Annotated in this window: 15 protein-coding genes; 5 read left to right on the top strand and 10 right to left on the bottom strand. The window is 71.0% G+C overall.

Annotation, left to right across the window (positions count from 1 at the left end; genetic code table 11):
* Positions 1-3: 3 nt before the first annotated feature.
* From hisH to hisD, 5 genes are read right to left on the bottom strand one after another with little or no spacing between them, the layout of a single operon-like run.
* Positions 4-651: an imidazole glycerol phosphate synthase subunit HisH gene (hisH, locus tag ACFYZJ_RS04705; RefSeq protein ID WP_388562823.1), complete on the bottom strand. Its 648-nt coding sequence runs from the start codon at positions 649-651 to the stop codon at positions 4-6.
* On the bottom strand, positions 642-806 hold the full coding sequence (locus ACFYZJ_RS04700) for a hypothetical protein (protein ID WP_388562821.1): 165 nt from the start codon (positions 804-806) through the stop codon (positions 642-644). The genes hisH and ACFYZJ_RS04700 overlap by 10 nt, the downstream gene beginning before the upstream one ends.
* A gap of 3 nt (positions 807-809) precedes the next feature.
* On the bottom strand, positions 810-1,403 hold the full coding sequence (gene hisB, locus ACFYZJ_RS04695; protein ID WP_316740381.1) for an imidazoleglycerol-phosphate dehydratase HisB: 594 nt from the start codon (positions 1,401-1,403) through the stop codon (positions 810-812).
* Positions 1,400-2,539 (bottom strand): histidinol-phosphate transaminase, encoded by a 1,140-nt coding sequence (locus tag ACFYZJ_RS04690; protein WP_388562819.1) that lies wholly within the window; start codon positions 2,537-2,539, stop codon positions 1,400-1,402. Before ACFYZJ_RS04690 ends, hisB begins: the two co-directional genes overlap by 4 nt.
* The gene (gene hisD, locus ACFYZJ_RS04685; RefSeq protein WP_388562817.1) at positions 2,536-3,861 is read right to left on the bottom strand and encodes a histidinol dehydrogenase; all 1,326 of its coding nucleotides are present in this window, start codon (positions 3,859-3,861) and stop codon (positions 2,536-2,538) included. The genes ACFYZJ_RS04690 and hisD overlap by 4 nt, the downstream gene beginning before the upstream one ends.
* Positions 3,862-4,188: 327 nt before the next feature.
* On the opposite strand from hisD, the gene ACFYZJ_RS04680 reads away from it, so the two are divergent.
* The 4 genes from ACFYZJ_RS04680 (at position 4,189) to ybaK (ending at position 8,366) form a co-directional block, all read left to right on the top strand.
* Positions 4,189-5,769: an oxidoreductase gene (locus tag ACFYZJ_RS04680; RefSeq protein WP_388562815.1), complete on the top strand. Its 1,581-nt coding sequence runs from the start codon at positions 4,189-4,191 to the stop codon at positions 5,767-5,769.
* A gap of 188 nt (positions 5,770-5,957) precedes the next feature.
* Positions 5,958-7,064, top strand: coding sequence for a hypothetical protein (locus ACFYZJ_RS04675; protein ID WP_388562813.1), 1,107 nt, complete (start codon positions 5,958-5,960; stop codon positions 7,062-7,064).
* A gap of 11 nt (positions 7,065-7,075) precedes the next feature.
* Positions 7,076-7,816 carry an LON peptidase substrate-binding domain-containing protein gene (locus ACFYZJ_RS04670; protein ID WP_388562811.1) on the top strand — a complete coding sequence of 247 codons (741 nt, stop codon included), beginning with the start codon at positions 7,076-7,078 and terminating at the stop codon, positions 7,814-7,816.
* A gap of 49 nt (positions 7,817-7,865) precedes the next feature.
* Entirely contained in the window at positions 7,866-8,366 is a 501-nt protein-coding gene (ybaK, locus tag ACFYZJ_RS04665) for a Cys-tRNA(Pro) deacylase (protein WP_388562809.1), read from the top strand.
* A 626-nt stretch (positions 8,367-8,992) separates the two neighbouring features.
* Here ybaK and ACFYZJ_RS04660 read toward each other — a convergent pair.
* The 4 genes from ACFYZJ_RS04660 to ACFYZJ_RS04645 form a co-directional block, all read right to left on the bottom strand.
* Positions 8,993-9,682, bottom strand: a complete 690-nt coding sequence (locus ACFYZJ_RS04660) for an AAA family ATPase (RefSeq protein WP_388562807.1) — start codon at positions 9,680-9,682, stop codon at positions 8,993-8,995.
* A gap of 34 nt (positions 9,683-9,716) precedes the next feature.
* Positions 9,717-10,538 carry an ABC transporter permease gene (locus ACFYZJ_RS04655; RefSeq protein WP_388562805.1) on the bottom strand — a complete coding sequence of 274 codons (822 nt, stop codon included), beginning with the start codon at positions 10,536-10,538 and terminating at the stop codon, positions 9,717-9,719.
* 82 nt (positions 10,539-10,620) lie between these two features.
* A complete protein-coding gene (locus ACFYZJ_RS04650; RefSeq protein ID WP_388563374.1) occupies positions 10,621-11,592 on the bottom strand; it encodes an ABC transporter ATP-binding protein in 972 nt (323 codons plus the stop codon).
* 122 nt (positions 11,593-11,714) lie between these two features.
* A complete protein-coding gene (locus ACFYZJ_RS04645; protein ID WP_388562803.1) occupies positions 11,715-12,920 on the bottom strand; it encodes an NYN domain-containing protein in 1,206 nt (401 codons plus the stop codon).
* A 220-nt stretch (positions 12,921-13,140) separates the two neighbouring features.
* Between ACFYZJ_RS04645 and ACFYZJ_RS04640 the strand changes: the two genes are divergently transcribed.
* The gene (locus ACFYZJ_RS04640; RefSeq protein ID WP_388562801.1) at positions 13,141-13,320 is read left to right on the top strand and encodes a hypothetical protein; all 180 of its coding nucleotides are present in this window, start codon (positions 13,141-13,143) and stop codon (positions 13,318-13,320) included.
* 145 nt (positions 13,321-13,465) lie between these two features.
* On the opposite strand, the gene dnaE is transcribed toward ACFYZJ_RS04640, so the two are convergent.
* Positions 13,466-17,002: a DNA polymerase III subunit alpha gene (gene dnaE / locus ACFYZJ_RS04635; RefSeq protein ID WP_388562799.1), complete on the bottom strand. Its 3,537-nt coding sequence runs from the start codon at positions 17,000-17,002 to the stop codon at positions 13,466-13,468.
* Between the last annotated feature and the right edge of the window lie 60 nt (positions 17,003-17,062).

Genomic DNA, 17,062 nt, shown 5'->3' with positions numbered 1-17,062 from the left:
GGTCTACAGGGTTCCGATCCAGTTGGTGAGCAGCTGCGCGCCGGCGTCGCCGGACTTCTCGGGGTGGAACTGCGTGGCCCACAGGGCGCCGTTCTCGACGGCCGCCACGAACGGCTTGCCGTGCGTCGACCAGGTCACCTTGGGGGCGCTCATCGCCGGGTTGTGCGTCTGGAGCTGCCAGTCCTGGACGGCGTAGGAGTGCACGAAGTAGAAGCGCGCGTCCGCGTCCAGGCCGGCGAACAGCTCGGAGTCGGCCGGCGCCTCGACGGTGTTCCAGCCCATGTGGGGCACGACGTCCGCCTGGAGCAGCTCGACGCGGCCGGGCCACTCGGCGAGGCCCTCGGTCTCGACGCCGTGCTCGATGCCGAGGCCGAAAAGGATCTGCATGCCGACGCAGATGCCCATCACCGGGCGCCCGCCGGCCAGCCGACGGTCGATGATCCAGTCGCCGCGCGCCTCCTTCAGGCCCTGCATACAGGCGGCGAAGGCGCCGACGCCGGGCACCAGGAGGCCGTCGGCGTTCATGGCGCGGTCGAAGTCCCGGGTGATCTCCACGTCGGCGCCCGCGCGGGCGAGGGCACGCTCGGCGGAGCGGACGTTGCCGAAGCCGTAGTCGAAGACCACGACGGTTTTGGCGGTGCTCAATTCCACACCTCCAGACGCATGACACCCGCGACGAGACACAGCGCCGCACCGATCGACAGCAGCACGATCAGGCTGGTGGGCATCTTCTGCTTGACGAAGGAGATGATCCCGCCGACGAGGAACAGGCCGACGACGATCAGTATGGTCGAGGTGCCGTTCATGGCTTACAGCGCGCCCTTCGTGGACGGGAGGATGCCGGCCGCGCGCGGGTCGCGCTCGCTGGCGTAGCGCAGGGCCCGGGCCAGGGCCTTGAACTGGCACTCCACGATGTGGTGCGCGTTGCGCCCGTAGGGCACGTGCACGTGCAGCGCTATCTGGGCCTGGGCGACGAAGGACTCCAGGATGTGCCGGGTCATCGTGGTGTCGTACTCGCCGATCATCGGCGCCATGTTCTCGGGCTCGGTGTGCACGAGGTAGGGGCGGCCGGAGAGGTCGACGGTGACCTGGGCGAGGGACTCGTCGAGCGGGACCGTGCAGTTGCCGAAGCGGTAGATCCCCACCTTGTCGCCGAGCGCCTGCCTGAAGGCGGCGCCGAGGGCGAGGGCGGTGTCCTCGATGGTGTGGTGCGAGTCGATGTGCAGGTCGCCGTCGGTCTTCACGGTCAGGTCGAACAGACCGTGCCGGCCGAGCTGGTCGAGCATGTGGTCGTAGAAGCCGACGCCGGTGGCGATGTCGGTCTTTCCGGTGCCGTCGAGGTCGATCTCGACCAGGACCGAGGTCTCCTTGGTGGTGCGCTCCACGCGCCCGACGCGGCTCATGCGCTGTACTCCTTCGGGGGTGTGGGGGTGTCCCCCACAAGACACTGCACGTCACGGACCGCGTCGAGGAACGCGTCGTTCTCCTCCGGCGTCCCGGCGGTGACCCGCAGCCACCCCGGTACGCCGTTGTCCCGGACCAGGACGCCCCGCTCCAGGATCCTCCGCCACGCCTCGTGCGCGTCGGGGAACCGCCCGAACTGCACGAAGTTGGCGTCGGACTCGGTGACGTCGTAGCCGATCGCACGCAGCTCGGCGACCAGCCGGTCCCGCTCCGACTTCAGCTGCTCGACGTACTTCAGCAGCGTGTCGGTGTGTTCCAGGGCGGCCAGGGCGGTCGCCTGCGTGATCGCCGACAGGTGGTACGGCAGCCGGACGAGCTGGACGGCGTCCACGACGGCCGGGTGCGCGGCGAGGTAGCCGAGGCGCAGGCCGGCGGCGCCGAACGCCTTGGACATGGTCCGCGAGACGACGAGATTCGGCCGACCTTCGAGCAGCGGCAGCAGCGAGGAGCCGTGGCTGAACTCGATGTACGCCTCGTCCACGATCACCATGGACGGTTTGGCCGCCTGCGCGGCCTCGTAGAGCGCGAGGACCGTCTCGGGCGGGACCGCGTTGCCGGTGGGGTTGTTGGGGGTGGTGATGAAGACGACGTCCGGCCGGTGCTCCGCGATCGCCTTCTCGGCGGCGGCGAGGTCGATGGTGAAGTCCTCGTTCCGCGGCCCGGAGATCCAGCCGGTGCCCGTGCCGCGTGCGATGAGGGCGTGCATCGAGTACGAGGGCTCGAAGCCGATCGCGGTGCGGCCGGGGCCGCCGAAGGTCTGCAGCAGTTGCTGGATGACCTCGTTCGAACCGTTGGCCGCCCAGACGTTCCCGAGGCCGACGTGGTACCCGCCGGTCTTCGTCAGGTACTCGGCGAGCCTGGTGCGCAGTTCGACCGCGTCCCGGTCCGGGTAGCGGTTCAGGCCGCGGGCGGCCTCGCGCACCCGCTCGGTGATCCGTTCGACCAGCGGCTCGGGCAGCGGGTACGGGTTCTCGTTGGTGTTCAGCCGTACGGGCACGTCGAGCTGGGGGGCGCCGTAGGGGGTCTTGCCGCGCAGCTCGTCCCGGACGGGAAGATCGTCGATTCCGAAGCTCACTTGCTCTCTGGCACCTTCCAACCGAACCTTGCCTTGATCGCCGCGCCGTGCGCCGGGAGGTCCTCCGCCTCCGCCAGCGTCACCACGTGGTGCGCGACGTCGGCCAACGCGTCCCTCGTGTAGTCGACGATGTGGATGCCGCGCAGGAAGGACTGGACGGACAGGCCGGAGGAGTGGCAGGCGCAGCCGCCGGTCGGGAGCACGTGGTTGGACCCGGCCGCGTAGTCGCCGAGGGAGACCGGCGCCCAGGGGCCGACGAAGACCGCGCCCGCGTTCTTGACCCGTTCCGCGACCGCGGCGGCGTCGGCGGTCTGGATCTCCAGGTGCTCGGCGCCGTACGCGTCCACCACCCTCAGGCCCTCGTCGATGCCGTCGACCAGCACGATCGCGGACTGCTTGCCGGCCAGCGCCGGGCGGATCCGGTCCTCGACGTGCTTGGTGGCGGCGACCTGTGGTTCGAGCTCCTTCTCGACGGCGTCCGCGAGGTCGACGGAGTCGGTGACGAGCACGGCGGCCGCGAGCGGGTCGTGCTCGGCCTGGCTGATCAGGTCGGAGGCCACGTGCACCGGGTCGGCGGTGGAGTCCGCGAGGACCGCGATCTCGGTGGGGCCGGCCTCGGTGTCGATGCCGATCCTGCCCGTGAAGTAGCGCTTGGCGGCGGCGACCCAGATGTTGCCGGGGCCGGTGACCATGTTCGCGGGCGGGCAGGACTCGGTGCCGTACGCGAACATCGCGACAGCGGTGGCGCCGCCGGCCGCGTAGACCTCGTCGACGCCGAGCAGGGCGCAGGCGGCGAGGATCGTCGGGTGCGGCAGGCCACCGAACTCGGCCTGGGCGGGGGAGGCGAGCGCGATCGACCCGACGCCTGCCTCCTGGGCCGGGACGACGTTCATGATCACGGACGACGGGTAGACGGACCGGCCGCCGGGCGCGTACAGGCCCACGCGCTCCACCGGCACCCACTTCTCGGTCACCGTCCCGCCGGGCACGACCTGGGTGGTGTGCGTGCTGCGGCGCTGCTCACGGTGGACGAGACGGGCGCGGCGGATGGACTCCTCCAGGGCCGCGCGCACGGCCGGGTCGAGCTGCTCCAGCGCGTCCTTCAGGGCCTGGGCCGGGACCCGGACCGAGGTGAGGCGCACTCCGTCGAACCTCTCGGCGAAGTCGATCAGCGCCGCGTCGCCACGATGATGCACGGCTTCGCAGATCGGGCGCACCTTCTCCAGGGCGGCCGATACGTCGAAGTCGGCTCGGGGCAGCAGGTCGCGCAGGGCGGGGCCCTCCGGGAGGGCGTCGCCGCGCAGATCGATTCGGGAGATCACAGCCCCAATTCTCGCAGACGGCACCGACGGGTCGGACGGCCGTATCAATGGCTGATACAGAGCGTGGGCGGGCGGAGGGCTCGATGGCGGGCCGGTCGGGCGCGGGCGGCCGGGCACGGATCGCCGGCCGACACGGCGTGTCGCAGCGGGGCGGAGGGCTCCGTGAGGGCTGCGGGGCGGCGTGGCCGGATTCGATGGGTGGGGGCAGTGGGGCGGAAGATCCCCTTCACCTTTTGCGTTCGGGCGGTCACACAGCGGGCATGAACGGTCGTACGAAACCCGCGAGTAGCCGAGGAAGCGCGAGCAGCCGAGGAGGAAGGACGAGCCGTGATCGAGGGCGCCGGCATCCGTGTCCAGGATGTGCCGGACGGACTGACCGCCACGGAGGCGGGGATGTGGCAGGCCTTCCGCAACGGCAGCGAGTACGACCTGCGCGACGGGGACCCCGTCGTGGACGATCCGCACGGCGGCCGCCCCTGGGGGCCCGAACGCAGCGTACGGGCCCGGATCGTGGCCTGGCTGCTCCTCGACGGCCCGCCCGCGCTCGCGGGACGGGTCTCGTCGCTGAAACTGACCGGCGTCCGGATCACGGACACGCTGGATCTCGCCGGGGGCACGGTGGTGCCGTACGTCGAGCTGAAGGGCTGCCGGTTCGAGAAGGAGATCCTGCTGCCGGAGGCCCGTTTCACGACCGTACGGCTCGTGGACTGCTCGGTGCCGCGTCTGGAGGCGGCGCGTGTGCACACGGAGGGCGACCTGCATCTGGCGCGCTGCCGGTTCCAGGGCGGCGTGCGGCTCACGGACGCGCACATCGGCACCGACCTGATGCTCAACCAGGCCGTCGTCCACCGGGACCGGCGCGGCCGTTCCATCTCCGCGGACGGGCTGACCGTCGGCCAGGACCTGCAGGCCGAGATGCTGGAGTCGTACGGGGAATTCAGCATGCGCAGCGCCAAGGTCGGCGTGTCGCTGAGCCTGCGGGGCGCCCGGCTGACCAACCCGTACACCCGGCTCGCCCTGAACGCCCCGCAGCTGACCGTCGAGCGCACCCTGTACCTGACTCCGGCGGGCGTCGGCAATCCGCTGCAGAGCAGTGGCACCACGCCCGCGCGGGGCACCCGGGTGCAGTGCTTCGAGTGCCGGGGCGGGATCCGGCTGGACGACGGGCGGTTCGGGGACGCGGTCGACCTGGACCGGGCCAGGTTCGTCCTCGACGACGACCAGGAGCTGTCACTGCGCCGGGTCCAGACGCCCGAGCTGCGTTTCCTGGGCGATCGGCCCGAGCGGGGCAAGGTGATCCTCTCGGGCGCCCGGATCGTGAACCTGGTGGACCGGTGGACGAGTTGGCCCGGCCTCGGCGATCTGCACATGGGCGGTTTCGCCTACGAGAACCTCGTGCCGCAGGACGCCTTCCCGCTCGCCCGGCGTCTGGAGTGGGTGGCGGCGGCGACCGCCGAGTACAACCCGGAGCCGTACGAACGGCTCGCGGCCGTGCTGCGCAACTCCGGCGAGGACGAGGACGCGCGCGAGGTCCTGCTCGCCAAGCAGCGCCGCCGCCGCGAGACCCTGCCGCTGGCGGCGAAGCTGTGGGGGTACGCACAGGACTGGACGGTCGCCTACGGGTACCGCCCCGGCCGCGCCGCGGTGTGGATGGCGGTGCTGTGGGCGGCGGCGTCGATCGCCTTCTCGCACGCGAGTCATCCACCGGTCAACAAGGACGGGCACCCGGCCTGGAACCCCTCCCTGTTCGCCCTGGACCTGCTGCTGCCGGTCATCGATCTGGGCCAGGCGGGCCAGTGGCGGCTGAGCGGGGCCTGGCAGTGGCTGTCGACGGCGGTGATCCTGCTCGGCTGGATACTGGCGACGACGGTCGCCGCGGGGGCAACGAGGCTGCTGAGACGCAATTGATCGCAGTGACTGGCGAGGCGGTCGGGACGGATTTCGTCCACAGTGGCCAAAGCGCCTGCACATAGAGGTTCATCACCGACGAAACATCCTCTTTTTACCGTTTCTTGAACCTCGCCCGTACAACCAAACACGGGTTACGCATTCGTGCTGGCGCGTCCCCGACCTGCGGCTTTTCAATGGTTGACACCATGGCACTGCTCCGCCCCTTCATCCGTACGGCACGGATGGCTCGTCCTTCCTCCCACCTCACCGACGGGCTGCCCGCCGACGACGAGGTCCTTCTCGACGCGCCCGATGACCGTCTGGCGCCCGCCCTGGTCGCGGCGGGCCGCGGTGAGTACGGCCCGGCGGCCGAACTGCTCGCGGCCACCCGGCAGGCCGCCGAGTGGGAGGACCGCGACCGGTATGTGACACGGCTCGCCGCCTTCGCCCGCTCGCGCGACGAGTGGCTCACGGACTGGCACGCGGCCGCCCCCCACGATCCGGACGCCACTGTGGTCAGGGCCCAGCTGGCGGTGGCCCGGAGCTGGGAATCGCCGGCCCGCGTCGAACTCCTGCGCCAGATCCGCCCGTTGGTCACCGCGGCGACCGAGAGCGACCCCCACGACCCGGTGCCGTGGCGGGTGGCGCTCGACCACGCGCGCGGCGCGCAGGCCCGCCACACCGAGTACGAGCGGCTGTGGGCCGAGGCCGTACGCCGCTCCCCGCACCACTACGGCTGTCATGTCGCGGCCCTGCAGTACCTGTCGGCCGCGTGCAGCGCCCAGTGGGGAAGGACTCCGCACCGGCCCGGTGACTCGCACTGGGAGTGCTTCGACTTCGCCGAGACCGCCGCGCAGGACGCCCCGCCGGACTCCCTGGTGCAGGCGCTGCCCGTGCGCGCCGCCTTCAAGTACCTGACGGAGGGCGACGGGGTGGTCGTCACCCGGGGACGGCTGGACACGGCGGCGGACCGGGCGATCGCGCTGTCCTCGCGGTTCGCGGCCGCCGACCCCTGGCCCGCGGAGATCCGCAATCTCCTCGTCTTCGTCCTGGTCCGGCTGGAGCGCTGGCGGGACGCGCTCACGCAGCTGCGCATGACCGGCCCGTACGCGACGTCGTTCCCCTGGGACCGGTTCTGCGACGACCCGCTGGGCCGGTTCCTGGAGGTACGGGAGGTGGTACGACGGGCGGTGGTGTCGCCGGTTCCGCCGCACGCCCCCGAGCGGCTCCTGCCGCCCGCCCCTCCCCTCGGCAGGCAACTGATCGGGCACCTGAACGACCACACCGGCCACACGCCCTGCTGCGACCATTAGGCTTTCGGGTCGTGACCACCGTCCGGCTCCCGCTCTTCCCGCTGAACTCGGTGCTGTTCCCGGGGCTCGTGCTCCCGCTGAACGTCTTCGAGGAGCGCTATCGCGCCCTGATGCGTGACCTGTTGAAGATCCCCGAGGACGAACCGCGCCGGTTCGCCGTCGTCGCCATCCGCGACGGCCACGAGGTGGCGCCGAGCGCGCCGGGCATGCCGGACCCCACGGCCGTGCCCGAGCGCGGGCCCACGGCCGGCTTCGGGGCCGACCCGGCCAAGGCGTTCCACGCGGTGGGCTGCATCGCGGACGCTGCGACGATCCGGGAGCGGGCCGACGGCTCGTTCGAGGTCCTGGCGACGGGCACGACCCGGGTCCGTGTGCTCTCGGTGGACTCCTCCGGCCCCTATCTGACGGCCGAGCTGGAGGAGCTGCCGGAGGAGCAGGGCGACGAGGCGGGCGCGCTCGCCGAGGGGGTGCTGCGGGCGTTCAGGCAGTACCAGAAGCGGCTGGCGGGCGCGCGGGAGAGGTCCCTGTCGGCGGGCGCCGACCTGCCGGACGAACCGGCCGTGGTGTCGTACCTGGTGGCGGCCGCGGTGATGCTGGACACGCCGACGAAGCAGCGGCTGCTGCAGGCGCCCGACACCGCCTCCCGCCTCCGCGACGAGCTGAAACTGCTTCGCGCGGAGACGGCCATCATCCGTAACCTGCCGTCGTTGCCGGCGACGGAGCTGACGCGGACGCCGACGAGTCTCAACTGACGCGCGAACGCCCCGGGGAACGGGACGGAACGGGAACGGGAACGGCCGGATGGCGAAGAAATCGAAGAAGCAGCAGCCGGGTGGCACACCGGCGACGGTGGCCCTGACGGCGGCCGGGGTGGAGTTCACGGTCCACGCCTACGACCACGACCCGTCCCACCCGTCCTACGGCGAGGAGGCGGCCGAGGCGATGGGGGTCTCCCCCGACCGGGTGTTCAAGACGCTGGTGGCCGACGTGGACGGGGCGCTCGTGGTCGGGGTGGTCCCGGTGGCCGGTTCCCTGGACCTGAAGGCGCTGGCCACGGCGGTGGGCGGCAAGCGGGCGGCGATGGCGGACCCGGTGCTCGCCGAGCGTACGACGGGCTACGTGCGCGGCGGCATCTCCCCTCTCGGCCAGCGCAAGAGGCTGCGCACGGTGCTGGACGAGTCGGCGTCGTCGCACACCACGATCTGCGTGTCGGCCGGCCGCCGGGGGCTGGAGGTGGAGCTGTCCCCCGAGGACCTGGCCAAGCTCACGGAGGCGACGCTGGCACCGATCGCCCGTGCCTGACCACTCGACGTGCGGCGTGTCCTCGGCTAGTACGGAAACATGTCGAAGAGGACACGCAAGCGCAAATGGCGCATGAAGAAGGGCCACGCCAACCACGGCCACCGGCCGGCGTGACCACCGTCCGTCACGAAGGGGCCGGACGGGCGCTTCCAGCCCGTCCGGAGGCCCCCCTGCTCGAAGAGCTTGGGGGAGCTTGAGGACGAGACCGCAGGCGGATCCCCCACCGACCCGCGCCTCCCGACGCGACCCAGCAGGAATCAGCCCGTCCCGGGCTCCCTCATGCCCGAAGAGCTTGGGGAACTTGAGGACGAGACCGCAGGCCGATCCCCCACCGACCCGCGCCTCCCGACGCGACCCAGCAGGAATCAGCCCATCCCGGGCTCCCGCATGCCCGAAGAGCTTGGGGAACTTGAGGACGAGACCCCAGGCGGATCCCCCGCCGACCCGCGCCTCCCGACGCGACCCAGCAGGAATCAGCCCATCCCGGGCTCCCGCATGCCCGAAGAGCTTGGGGGAGTTCGGAGACGAGGCCGTCAAGGGCGACAGCGGGGGTCTGGGGGCGCAGCCCCCAGGGACGGGAAGGGTAGGGGCGGCGGGGCGAGACCACCTCCGGCGCACCCGCCGGACTACGCCTGCGGCGCAGCCACCCCGTACGGATCCGGATCCCGCGGAGCGAACAGCGCCGTCAGCCCCAGGTGCACCACCAGCGCCGCCACCGACCACGCCAGCAACGCCCCCTTGGCCCCGAGCTTCAGCGGCGCGGAGAACGTCACCCCCTTGCCCACGGCCTTGGCATGCGCGATCACGTTGGACGTGGGCCCCAGCCAGACCCCCAGGCGCCACGCGAGCAGCGAGCCCAGCAGCCCGCCCACGCAGAGGGCCACCACCAGCGGCACCCCGCCCCGCTTGCGCACCAGGAAGACGACCAGCGCACTGAGCACGCCGAAGCCGGCCGCGAGCAGCGTGAACGTCCCGTCCACCCCGATCGCCTGTTCCCCCTCGGTGTCCTTCAGGTAGACGACCCAACTGTTGTCGACCTGGTCCCCCACCAGCGGCACGTGCGGCGCCAGCCACCACCACAGCACCCCGAGCAGCGCCCCGGCGAGCGCGACGCCCACCGTGATCACGGCCGCCTCGCGCACCTCGGTGTTCATACCGGGACCGTCGGCCCCGTACACGGCCGTGGCACCGTGCGGCCCGGGCCCGATCCCCACGGGCCCGATCCCCACGGGCTCGGACACGGCGTGCCAGGCCTCGTGCGAAGAGTGCGGGGACTGTTCATGCGGCGGCGGAGGCGGAGTCAACGGAGCGGTCACCTTCACATCCTGCCAGGCGTGTCTGTCAGCCGCGTCACCGGACGGCCGCCCGGCGGTACGCCCAGGTCGCCATGGCCAGCGAGGCCACCCCGACGGCGGCGCACACGCCCAGGTCGCCGAGGACGAACGCCCAGTCCGGATGCCCGCCGAAGGTCCGCGCAAACGCCTCCACCCCGTACGTCGACGGCAGCAGGTCCCGTACGACCTGAATGACCTCCGGCATCCGGTCCGGTGGCAGCACGCCCAGCAACAGCGCCGCCGACATGCCCAACTGCCCGAGCAGCGTGGCCAGTTCGGGCCGGGGCGCGAGCAGCCCCAGCGCGGCGCCGAGCCCGGACAGCGCGGCACCGGCCAGCGGGATCACTGCGGCGAGAATCCACAGGTGCGCGAGCGGCAGTCCGAACAGCACGCACCCGAAGACGGCGGTCACCAGGGTCCCGGGCACGGTGAAGGAGGCGTATGCCGCCGCGGCCCCCAGCACCACCGCGGCGGCCGGCACCGGCAGCGTGGCGTAGTGGTCGAGTCCGCCGCTGCCGCGCAGCTGGCCGAAGTACTGGGCGAGCAGGTTCAGCCCGACGTACGCGACCACCAGCACGGACGACCCGGCGACCACGGACCAGGCGTCGCTCCCGCCGCCGCTCACCACCCCGCGCATCATGATCATGATGCCGATCGACTGGAACGTCGCGACGAACAGCAGCGGTATCCGCGCGACCCGCGCCCGGGACAGCTGGGCCCGGTACACGGCGGCGAGCGAGGGCCACAGCCGGGCCCGCGACCCGAGGGCGGCACCGTCCACGGCACCGTCATCCGTCGCCCGGGCGCCGGGCAGGACCTCGGCGGGTACGACACTCACCTCGCGCTGCTCCTCTTCGTTTTCCCCGAGGCCCCCGTGGAGCACCTCCCGGAGTTCCATACGGACACGACGACCCCCGTACTCATGCCTTCACCAGCCCCCGGGCGCTGCCGCCGAGCGTCAGGTAGACGTCCTCCAGGCTGGGCGTGGCCAGGGTGAAGTCGTCGAGGGCGGCGAAGGCGGCGCCCCCGGTGACGGTGGCGACGGCCGCGCGCGCCTCCTCGGGGGCCATCCGCAGCGACCAGCGGCGCCCGGACTCCACGGCGCGGGTGCGCAGCGCGGCGACCTCCGGGACGTCCAGGGGCGCCCGCTCGCGCCAGACGAGTTCGACGCGGACCTCGCCGGCGACGCGCTCCTTGAGCCCGGCCGGGGTGTCGCAGGCGATGATCCGGCCCCGGTCGAGGACGGCGACCCGGTCGAGGACGGTCTCCGCCTCGATGACGTTGTGGGTGACCAGCAGGACGGTCGTCCCGCGCTCGGCCCGCCGCCGGTCCACGGCGGCCCACACGGCGCGGCGGGCGACCGGGTCCATGCCGGTGGTCGGCTCGTCGAGCACCAGCAGCGGTCGCTCCCCCATCAGGGCGGCGGCGAAGCAGGCGAGCCGCCGCTGGCCGCCGGAGAGCTTCTTCAGCGGCCTGGAGGCGATCGGTGTGAGCCCGAGCTCGTCGAGCACGGCGTCCCGCTCCTCGCGGGCCTGCCGCAGGTCCAGCCCGCGCAGCCGTCCCGTCGTCTCGGCGGCGAGCGAGACGGTCAGCTCGTCGAGGGCGGTGGACTCCTGGCCGAGGTAGGCGAGGATGCGGGCGGCCCGCTCCGGGTGGCGCACGATGTCGTGTCCGAGGATCTCGACGCTTCCGCTGTCGGGCCGCATCAGCCCGGTCAACTGGCGTACGAGGGTGGACTTGCCGGCGCCGTTCGGTCCGAGCAGTCCGAAGATCTCGCCGCGCCGGATGTCCAGCCGTACGTCGTCGGTGGCCCGCACCTCGGGCGTGCCGGGCGCGCCGCGCCGCCCCCGCACCGCCGGATAGGTCTTGCTCAGCCCACGCACGGCGCACACGACGTCGTCCCTGTGCCGTGGTGCCGGTGCGCTGCGCTTGCTCACAAAGGACGAGGGTAAGGGGTGCCGCCCGCCGAGCGGTTCCCGGGGCCCGCCGAGACCGCGGTCGCGAGCGGGGTGTGTCATTCGCCGGCGGGTGCCTCCGCCGCCGTGCGCTGGTCGATCTCCCGCCAGAAGCCCGCCCGGATCGCGTACCGGTCGTGTTCGTCGATCTGGTCGTCCTTGTGGGCGAGCAGGCCGAAGCGGGCCGCGTAGCGCAGCAGCTCACCGTCGATGCGGTGCGGCACCCGCGGGTACATGCTCGACAGCTTCTGCAGGTGGGAGGGGTCGGCCAGGCGGGAGATCCACCGCCGGGCGAAGACCTGCCCGACCTCATAGGGGTCGCCGCCGACCGTGGTGATGTCCTCCTCCCGGTCGGCCCACCGCTGCTCCGCGGTGGTCAGCTGCGCCAGCGTCGGCAGCGAGGCGGCCTCCGGCGACTCGGCCGCGACGGGCCGGTCCACCCAGCCCTTGTCGGAGGACCAGCGCAGCGTCGCCCCGGCCGGCTGCGGCGCGGTCTGCGGCGCCCGCAGCGCGGCGAGGTCCTTGGGGGTCGGTACGCCCTTGGTGACCGGCACCCGCTCCTGGGCGCCGTTCTGCGACGCGGCGGCCGGGACGTGTGCCGGCTCGGCGGTGGGCCGCTCCGCGGCAGCGGTGAGTGCCGACTCGGGCAGCGGCGCGGAGAGGATCGCGGCGATCTCCGGCCGGGGCGCGGGCGGCGGCGCGCACACCCCGCCCGGCTCCTTGGGCCGCACGGCCTGGGTGATCCACGCCCGGTCGAGCACGCGGCGCTCGTCGGCCTCGGCGACCAGGTCCTCGGACTGGTTGTAGTCGCCGTCGGCGGCCTGGACGGCCCACAGGTGGACGGCCACCCCGTGCTCCTTGGCGGCCATCATGCCCGGCAGCAGGTCGCCGTCGCCGGTGACGAGCACGACGTCCGAGCAGGCGCGGTTGCGGGCCAGCTCGGTCAGCTCGGCGTGCATCGCGGCGTCGACGCCCTTCTGCGCCCAGCGCCCGTCGCTGCGGGTCAGCGCGCCGAGGCGCACGGTCACCCGGGGCATCACACGCAGCCGGCGGTGCTCCGGCTGCGGCACGCGGTCGGGAGCGCCGTCGAACCAGTAGATGCGCAGCAGTGGCCGCCCGGTGTCGTCCTCGGCGCGTTCTCGAAGTCCCTGGATGAGGGCGGCGTGGTCGACGGTGATCCGGGACCTCGAGGGTTCCCCGGCGAGGAGGCTGGCGGCAGCCCCGAGCAGATACCCGGCGTCCACCAGGACGATGCAGCGGTCCACGCGATCCACCCTCTTTCCGGGAGGTTTGCTTCGGGCTTGCTTCGAGTCTGCCCGACGGCGGTGAGGTTAACGGCCCGAACTGGATCTTCGGCGTGGCGTATCGGGCGCCCGGTCCGCGAAGGACTGCGTCACGCAGGGTAATTGTCCGACATGCGATTGATGTCAGCCTATGTGAATCTGGTCCCGGCCCTGGCCCCTAGTCCCCACAGGAGGCATCACCATGGCCAAGAACAAGAACCGCAAGCAGGCCGGCCCGCAGAACCGCTCCCCCAAGGCCGAGCAGGCGCAGGAGCACACCCAGCGGCCCGCGGCGGAGGCGCACGCGTCTCCGATGGCGCAGGCCCCGGGCAGCCCGGCGGATGTTACCCGCAAGAAGCAGAAGAGCTTCGGCCACAACTGACGCCCGCACGAGAGCTGATGCCGAGGCCCGCGCGCGAGGGCTGACGCTGAAAAAGAACAAGGGGGCGCACCCGTGCTCGGGTGCGCCCCCTTGTCTGTTGTGGCGCTGCCTTTTGTGGCGCTGCCTGTTGTGGCACTCCGGGTGATCAGCCCGCCAGGCAGGATGGGCCGAGCAGGACCTTCAGGTCGCCGTAGAGCGCGGGGTCCGGCTTGACCCGGTGGCGGTCCAGGCGCAGGACCGTCGTCTTGCGCGGCCCCTGGAGCTTGATCCGCACCTCGCTGTCGCCCTTGTGCTGACTGAGGATCTCGCCGAGGCGGCTCACCATGGGCGGGGTGACCTTCACCGCCGGGATGGTGAGCACCACGGGCGCGTTGGTGCCCGCGTTGGACAGGTCCGGAACCATTAGTTCCATCGCGACCAGCCGGGGTACGTCCTCCCGCTTGTCGAGGCGGCCCTTGACGAACACCACGGCGTCCTCGACGAGTTGGGTGGACACCAGCTGGTAGGTCGCCGGGAAGAACATGCACTCGATGGAGCCCGCGAGGTCCTCGACCGTGGCGATCGCCCACGCGTTGCCCTGCTTGGTCATCTTGCGCTGCAGGCCCGAGATGATGCCGCCGATGGTGACGACCGCGCCGTCCGCGTGCTCGCCGCCGGTGAGCTGGGCGATGCCCGCGTCGGCCTTGTCGGACAGCACGTGCTCCAGACCGAAGAGCGGGTGGTCGGAGACGTACAGACCGAGCATCTCCCGCTCCTGGGCGAGCAGATAGGTCTTGTCCCACTCCTCGTCGGTGAAGGTGACGTCGAGGCCGAAGCCGGGCTCGCTGCTCTCCTCCTCCATGCCGCCGAAGAGGTCGAACTGGCCCTCGGCCTCCTTGCGCTTGACCGCGACCACGTTGTCGATCATCGGCTCGTACTGCGCCATCAGGCCCTTGCGGGTGTGGCCGAGGGAGTCGAAGGCGCCGGCCTTGATGAGCGATTCCGTCGTCCGCTTGTTGCAGACGACCGCCTCGACCTTGTCCAGGTAGTCCGGGAAGGACGCGTACTTCCCCTTGGCCTTGCGGCAGCGGATGATCGACTCGACGACGTTCGACCCGACGTTGCGCACCGCGGAGAGGCCGAAGAGGATCACGTCGTCGCCCTGCGCGGCGAAGTTGGACTCGGACTCGTTGACGTTCGGCGGGAGCACCCGGATGCCCATGCGGCGGCACTCGTTCAGGTAGACGGCCGACTTGTCCTTGTCGTCCTTCACGGAGGTGAGGAGCGCGGCCATGTACTCGGCGGGGTGGTTCGCCTTCAGATACGCGGTCCAGTAGGAGACCAGGCCGTACGCGGCCGAGTGCGCCTTGTTGAACGCGTAGCCGGCGAACGGGACCAGCACGTCCCACAGCGCCTGGATCGCCTCGTCGCTGTAGCCGTTCTTGCGGGCACCGGCCTGGAAGATGACGAAGTTCTTCTCCAGCTCCTCGGGCTTCTTCTTGCCCATCACGCGGCGGAGGATGTCGGCCTCGCCGAGCGAGTAGCCGGCGATGATCTGGGCGGCCTTCTGCACCTGCTCCTGGTAGACGATCAGGCCGTAGGTGACGTCCAGGACCTCCTTGAGCGGCTCCTCCAGCTCGGGGTGGATCGGCGTGATCTCCTGCTGCCCGTTCTTGCGCAGCGCGTAGTTCGTGTGGGAGTTCATGCCCATCGGGCCCGGGCGGTACAGGGCCGACACGGCGGAGATGTCTTCGAAGTTGTCGGGCTTCATCAACCGCAGCAGCGAGCGCATGGGGCCGCCGTCGAACTGGAAGACGCCGAGGGTGTCGCCGCGCTGGAGCAGCTCGAAGGTCTTGGGGTCGTCGAGCGGGAGGCTCAGGAGATCGATGTCGATCCCCTTGTTCGCCTTCACCATCTTGACGGCGTCGTCCATGATCGTGAGGTTGCGCAGGCCCAGGAAGTCCATCTTCAGCAGGCCGAGCGACTCACAGCTCGGGTAGTCCCACTGGGTGATGGTCACGCCGTCGGTGTGCCTCACCCAGACCGGGACGTGCTCGGTGATGGTCTCGCTGGACATGATCACACCGGCTGCGTGCACGCCCATCTGACGGACCAGGCCCTCCACGCCGCGTGCGGTGTCGATGACCTTCTTCACGTCCGGCTCGTTCTCGTACATCGACCGGACCTCGCCCGCCTCCGAGTAGCGGGGGTGGCTCGGGTCGGTGATGCCGGACAGGGGGATGCCCTTGCCGAGGACGTCCGCGGGCATCGCCTTGGTGATGCGGTCGCCCATCGCGTACGGGTAGCCGAGCACGCGCGCGGAGTCCTTGATCGCGTTCTTGGCCTTGATGGTGCCGTAGGTGCCGATCATGGCGACCTTGTCGGCGCCGTACTTCTCCGTCACGTACCGGATCACCTCGACGCGCCGGCGCTCGTCGAAGTCGATGTCGACATCGGGCATCGAGATGCGCTCGGGGTTGAGGAACCGCTCGAAGATCAGGCCGTGCGGGATCGGGTCGAGGTCGGTGATGCCGAGGGCGTAGGCGACGATCGAGCCGGCGGCGGAGCCTCGGCCGGGACCGACGGCGATGCCCTGGTTCTTGGCCCACATGATGAAGTCGGCGACCACGAGGAAGTAGCCCGGGAACCCCATCTGGATGATGACGTCCATCTCGTACTCGGCCTGCTTCATACGGTCCTCGGGGATGCCGCCCGGGTAGCGGCGCTCCATGCCGCGGCGGACCTCCTCCTGGAACCAGGTGACCTCGGTGTACCCCTCGGGGATGTCGAACTTGGGCATGAGGTCGCGCTTGACGAACATGCCCTCGGTGTCGACCATCTCCGCGATCAGCCGGGTGTTCTCACAGCCCTCCTGCCAGGCGTCCGAGGAGTCGATGGCGTACATCTCCTCCGTGGACTTCAGGTAGTAGCCGGTGCCGTCGAACTTGAAGCGGTCCGGGTCGGAGAGGTTCTTGCCGGTCTGGATGCACAGCAGCGCGTCGTGGGCGGAGGCCTCGTGCGCGTACGTGTAGTGCGAGTCGTTGGTGACCAGCGGCGGGATGCCGAGCTTCCGGCCGATCTCCAGCAGGCCGTCGCGGACCCTGCGCTCGATCTCGATGCCGTGGTCCATCAGCTCCAGGAAGTACTTGTCCTTGCCGAAGATGTCCTGGTAGTCGGCGGCGGCCTTCAGGGCCTCGTCGAAGTGGCCGAGGCGCAGCCGGGTCTGCACCTCGCCGGAGGGGCAGCCGGTGGAGGCGACGATGCCCTCGGACCACTGGGCGATGGTCTCCTTGTCCATGCGGGGCCACTTCTGCAGCCAGCCCTCGGCGTACGCGTCGGAGGACAGGCGGAAGAGGTTGTGCAGGCCGGTCTTGTTCACCGCCCACATCGTCTTGTGGGTGTAACCGCCGGAACCGGAGACGTCGTCCTTCTTCTGGTGCGGCTGGCCCCAGAGGATCTTGCGCTTGTTACGCCGGGACTCGGGGGCGATATACGCCTCGATCCCGATGATGGGGGTGATTCCGGCCTTCTTCGCGGAGTGGAAGAAGTCGTACGCCCCGTGGAGGTTGCCGTGGTCGGACATGGCGATGTGCGTCATGCCCATCTCGTTGCAGGCGTTGAACATGTCCTTCAGCCGCGCGGCACCGTCCAGCAGCGAGTACTGGGTGTGGACGTGCAGGTGCGTGAACGGCGGCTTTGACACGGTTGTAGCCTCCAGGCCAAACATACGTCGACGGGTGTCCCACCGGTTGCGGACAGTCTG

The organism is Streptomyces sp. NPDC001848 (genome assembly GCF_042891915.1).
Lineage (GTDB): Bacteria > Actinomycetota > Actinomycetes > Streptomycetales > Streptomycetaceae > Streptomyces.
Note: the sequence above shows the minus strand (reverse complement) of the source record. Positions and strands in the feature narration are given on the sequence as shown.

Coding starts and splice junctions, on each gene's coding strand:
- ybaK (WP_388562809.1), top strand. CDS start 7,866: ATGGCGAAGAAATCGAAGAAGCAGCAGCCGGGTGGCACACCGGCGACG.
- ACFYZJ_RS04640 (WP_388562801.1), top strand. CDS start 13,141: ATGGCCAAGAACAAGAACCGCAAGCAGGCCGGCCCGCAGAACCGCTCC.
- ACFYZJ_RS04675 (WP_388562813.1), top strand. CDS start 5,958: ATGGCACTGCTCCGCCCCTTCATCCGTACGGCACGGATGGCTCGTCCT.
- hisB (WP_316740381.1), bottom strand. CDS start 1,403: ATGAGCCGCGTCGGGCGCGTGGAGCGCACCACCAAGGAGACCTCGGTC.
- ACFYZJ_RS04700 (WP_388562821.1), bottom strand. CDS start 806: ATGAACGGCACCTCGACCATACTGATCGTCGTCGGCCTGTTCCTCGTC.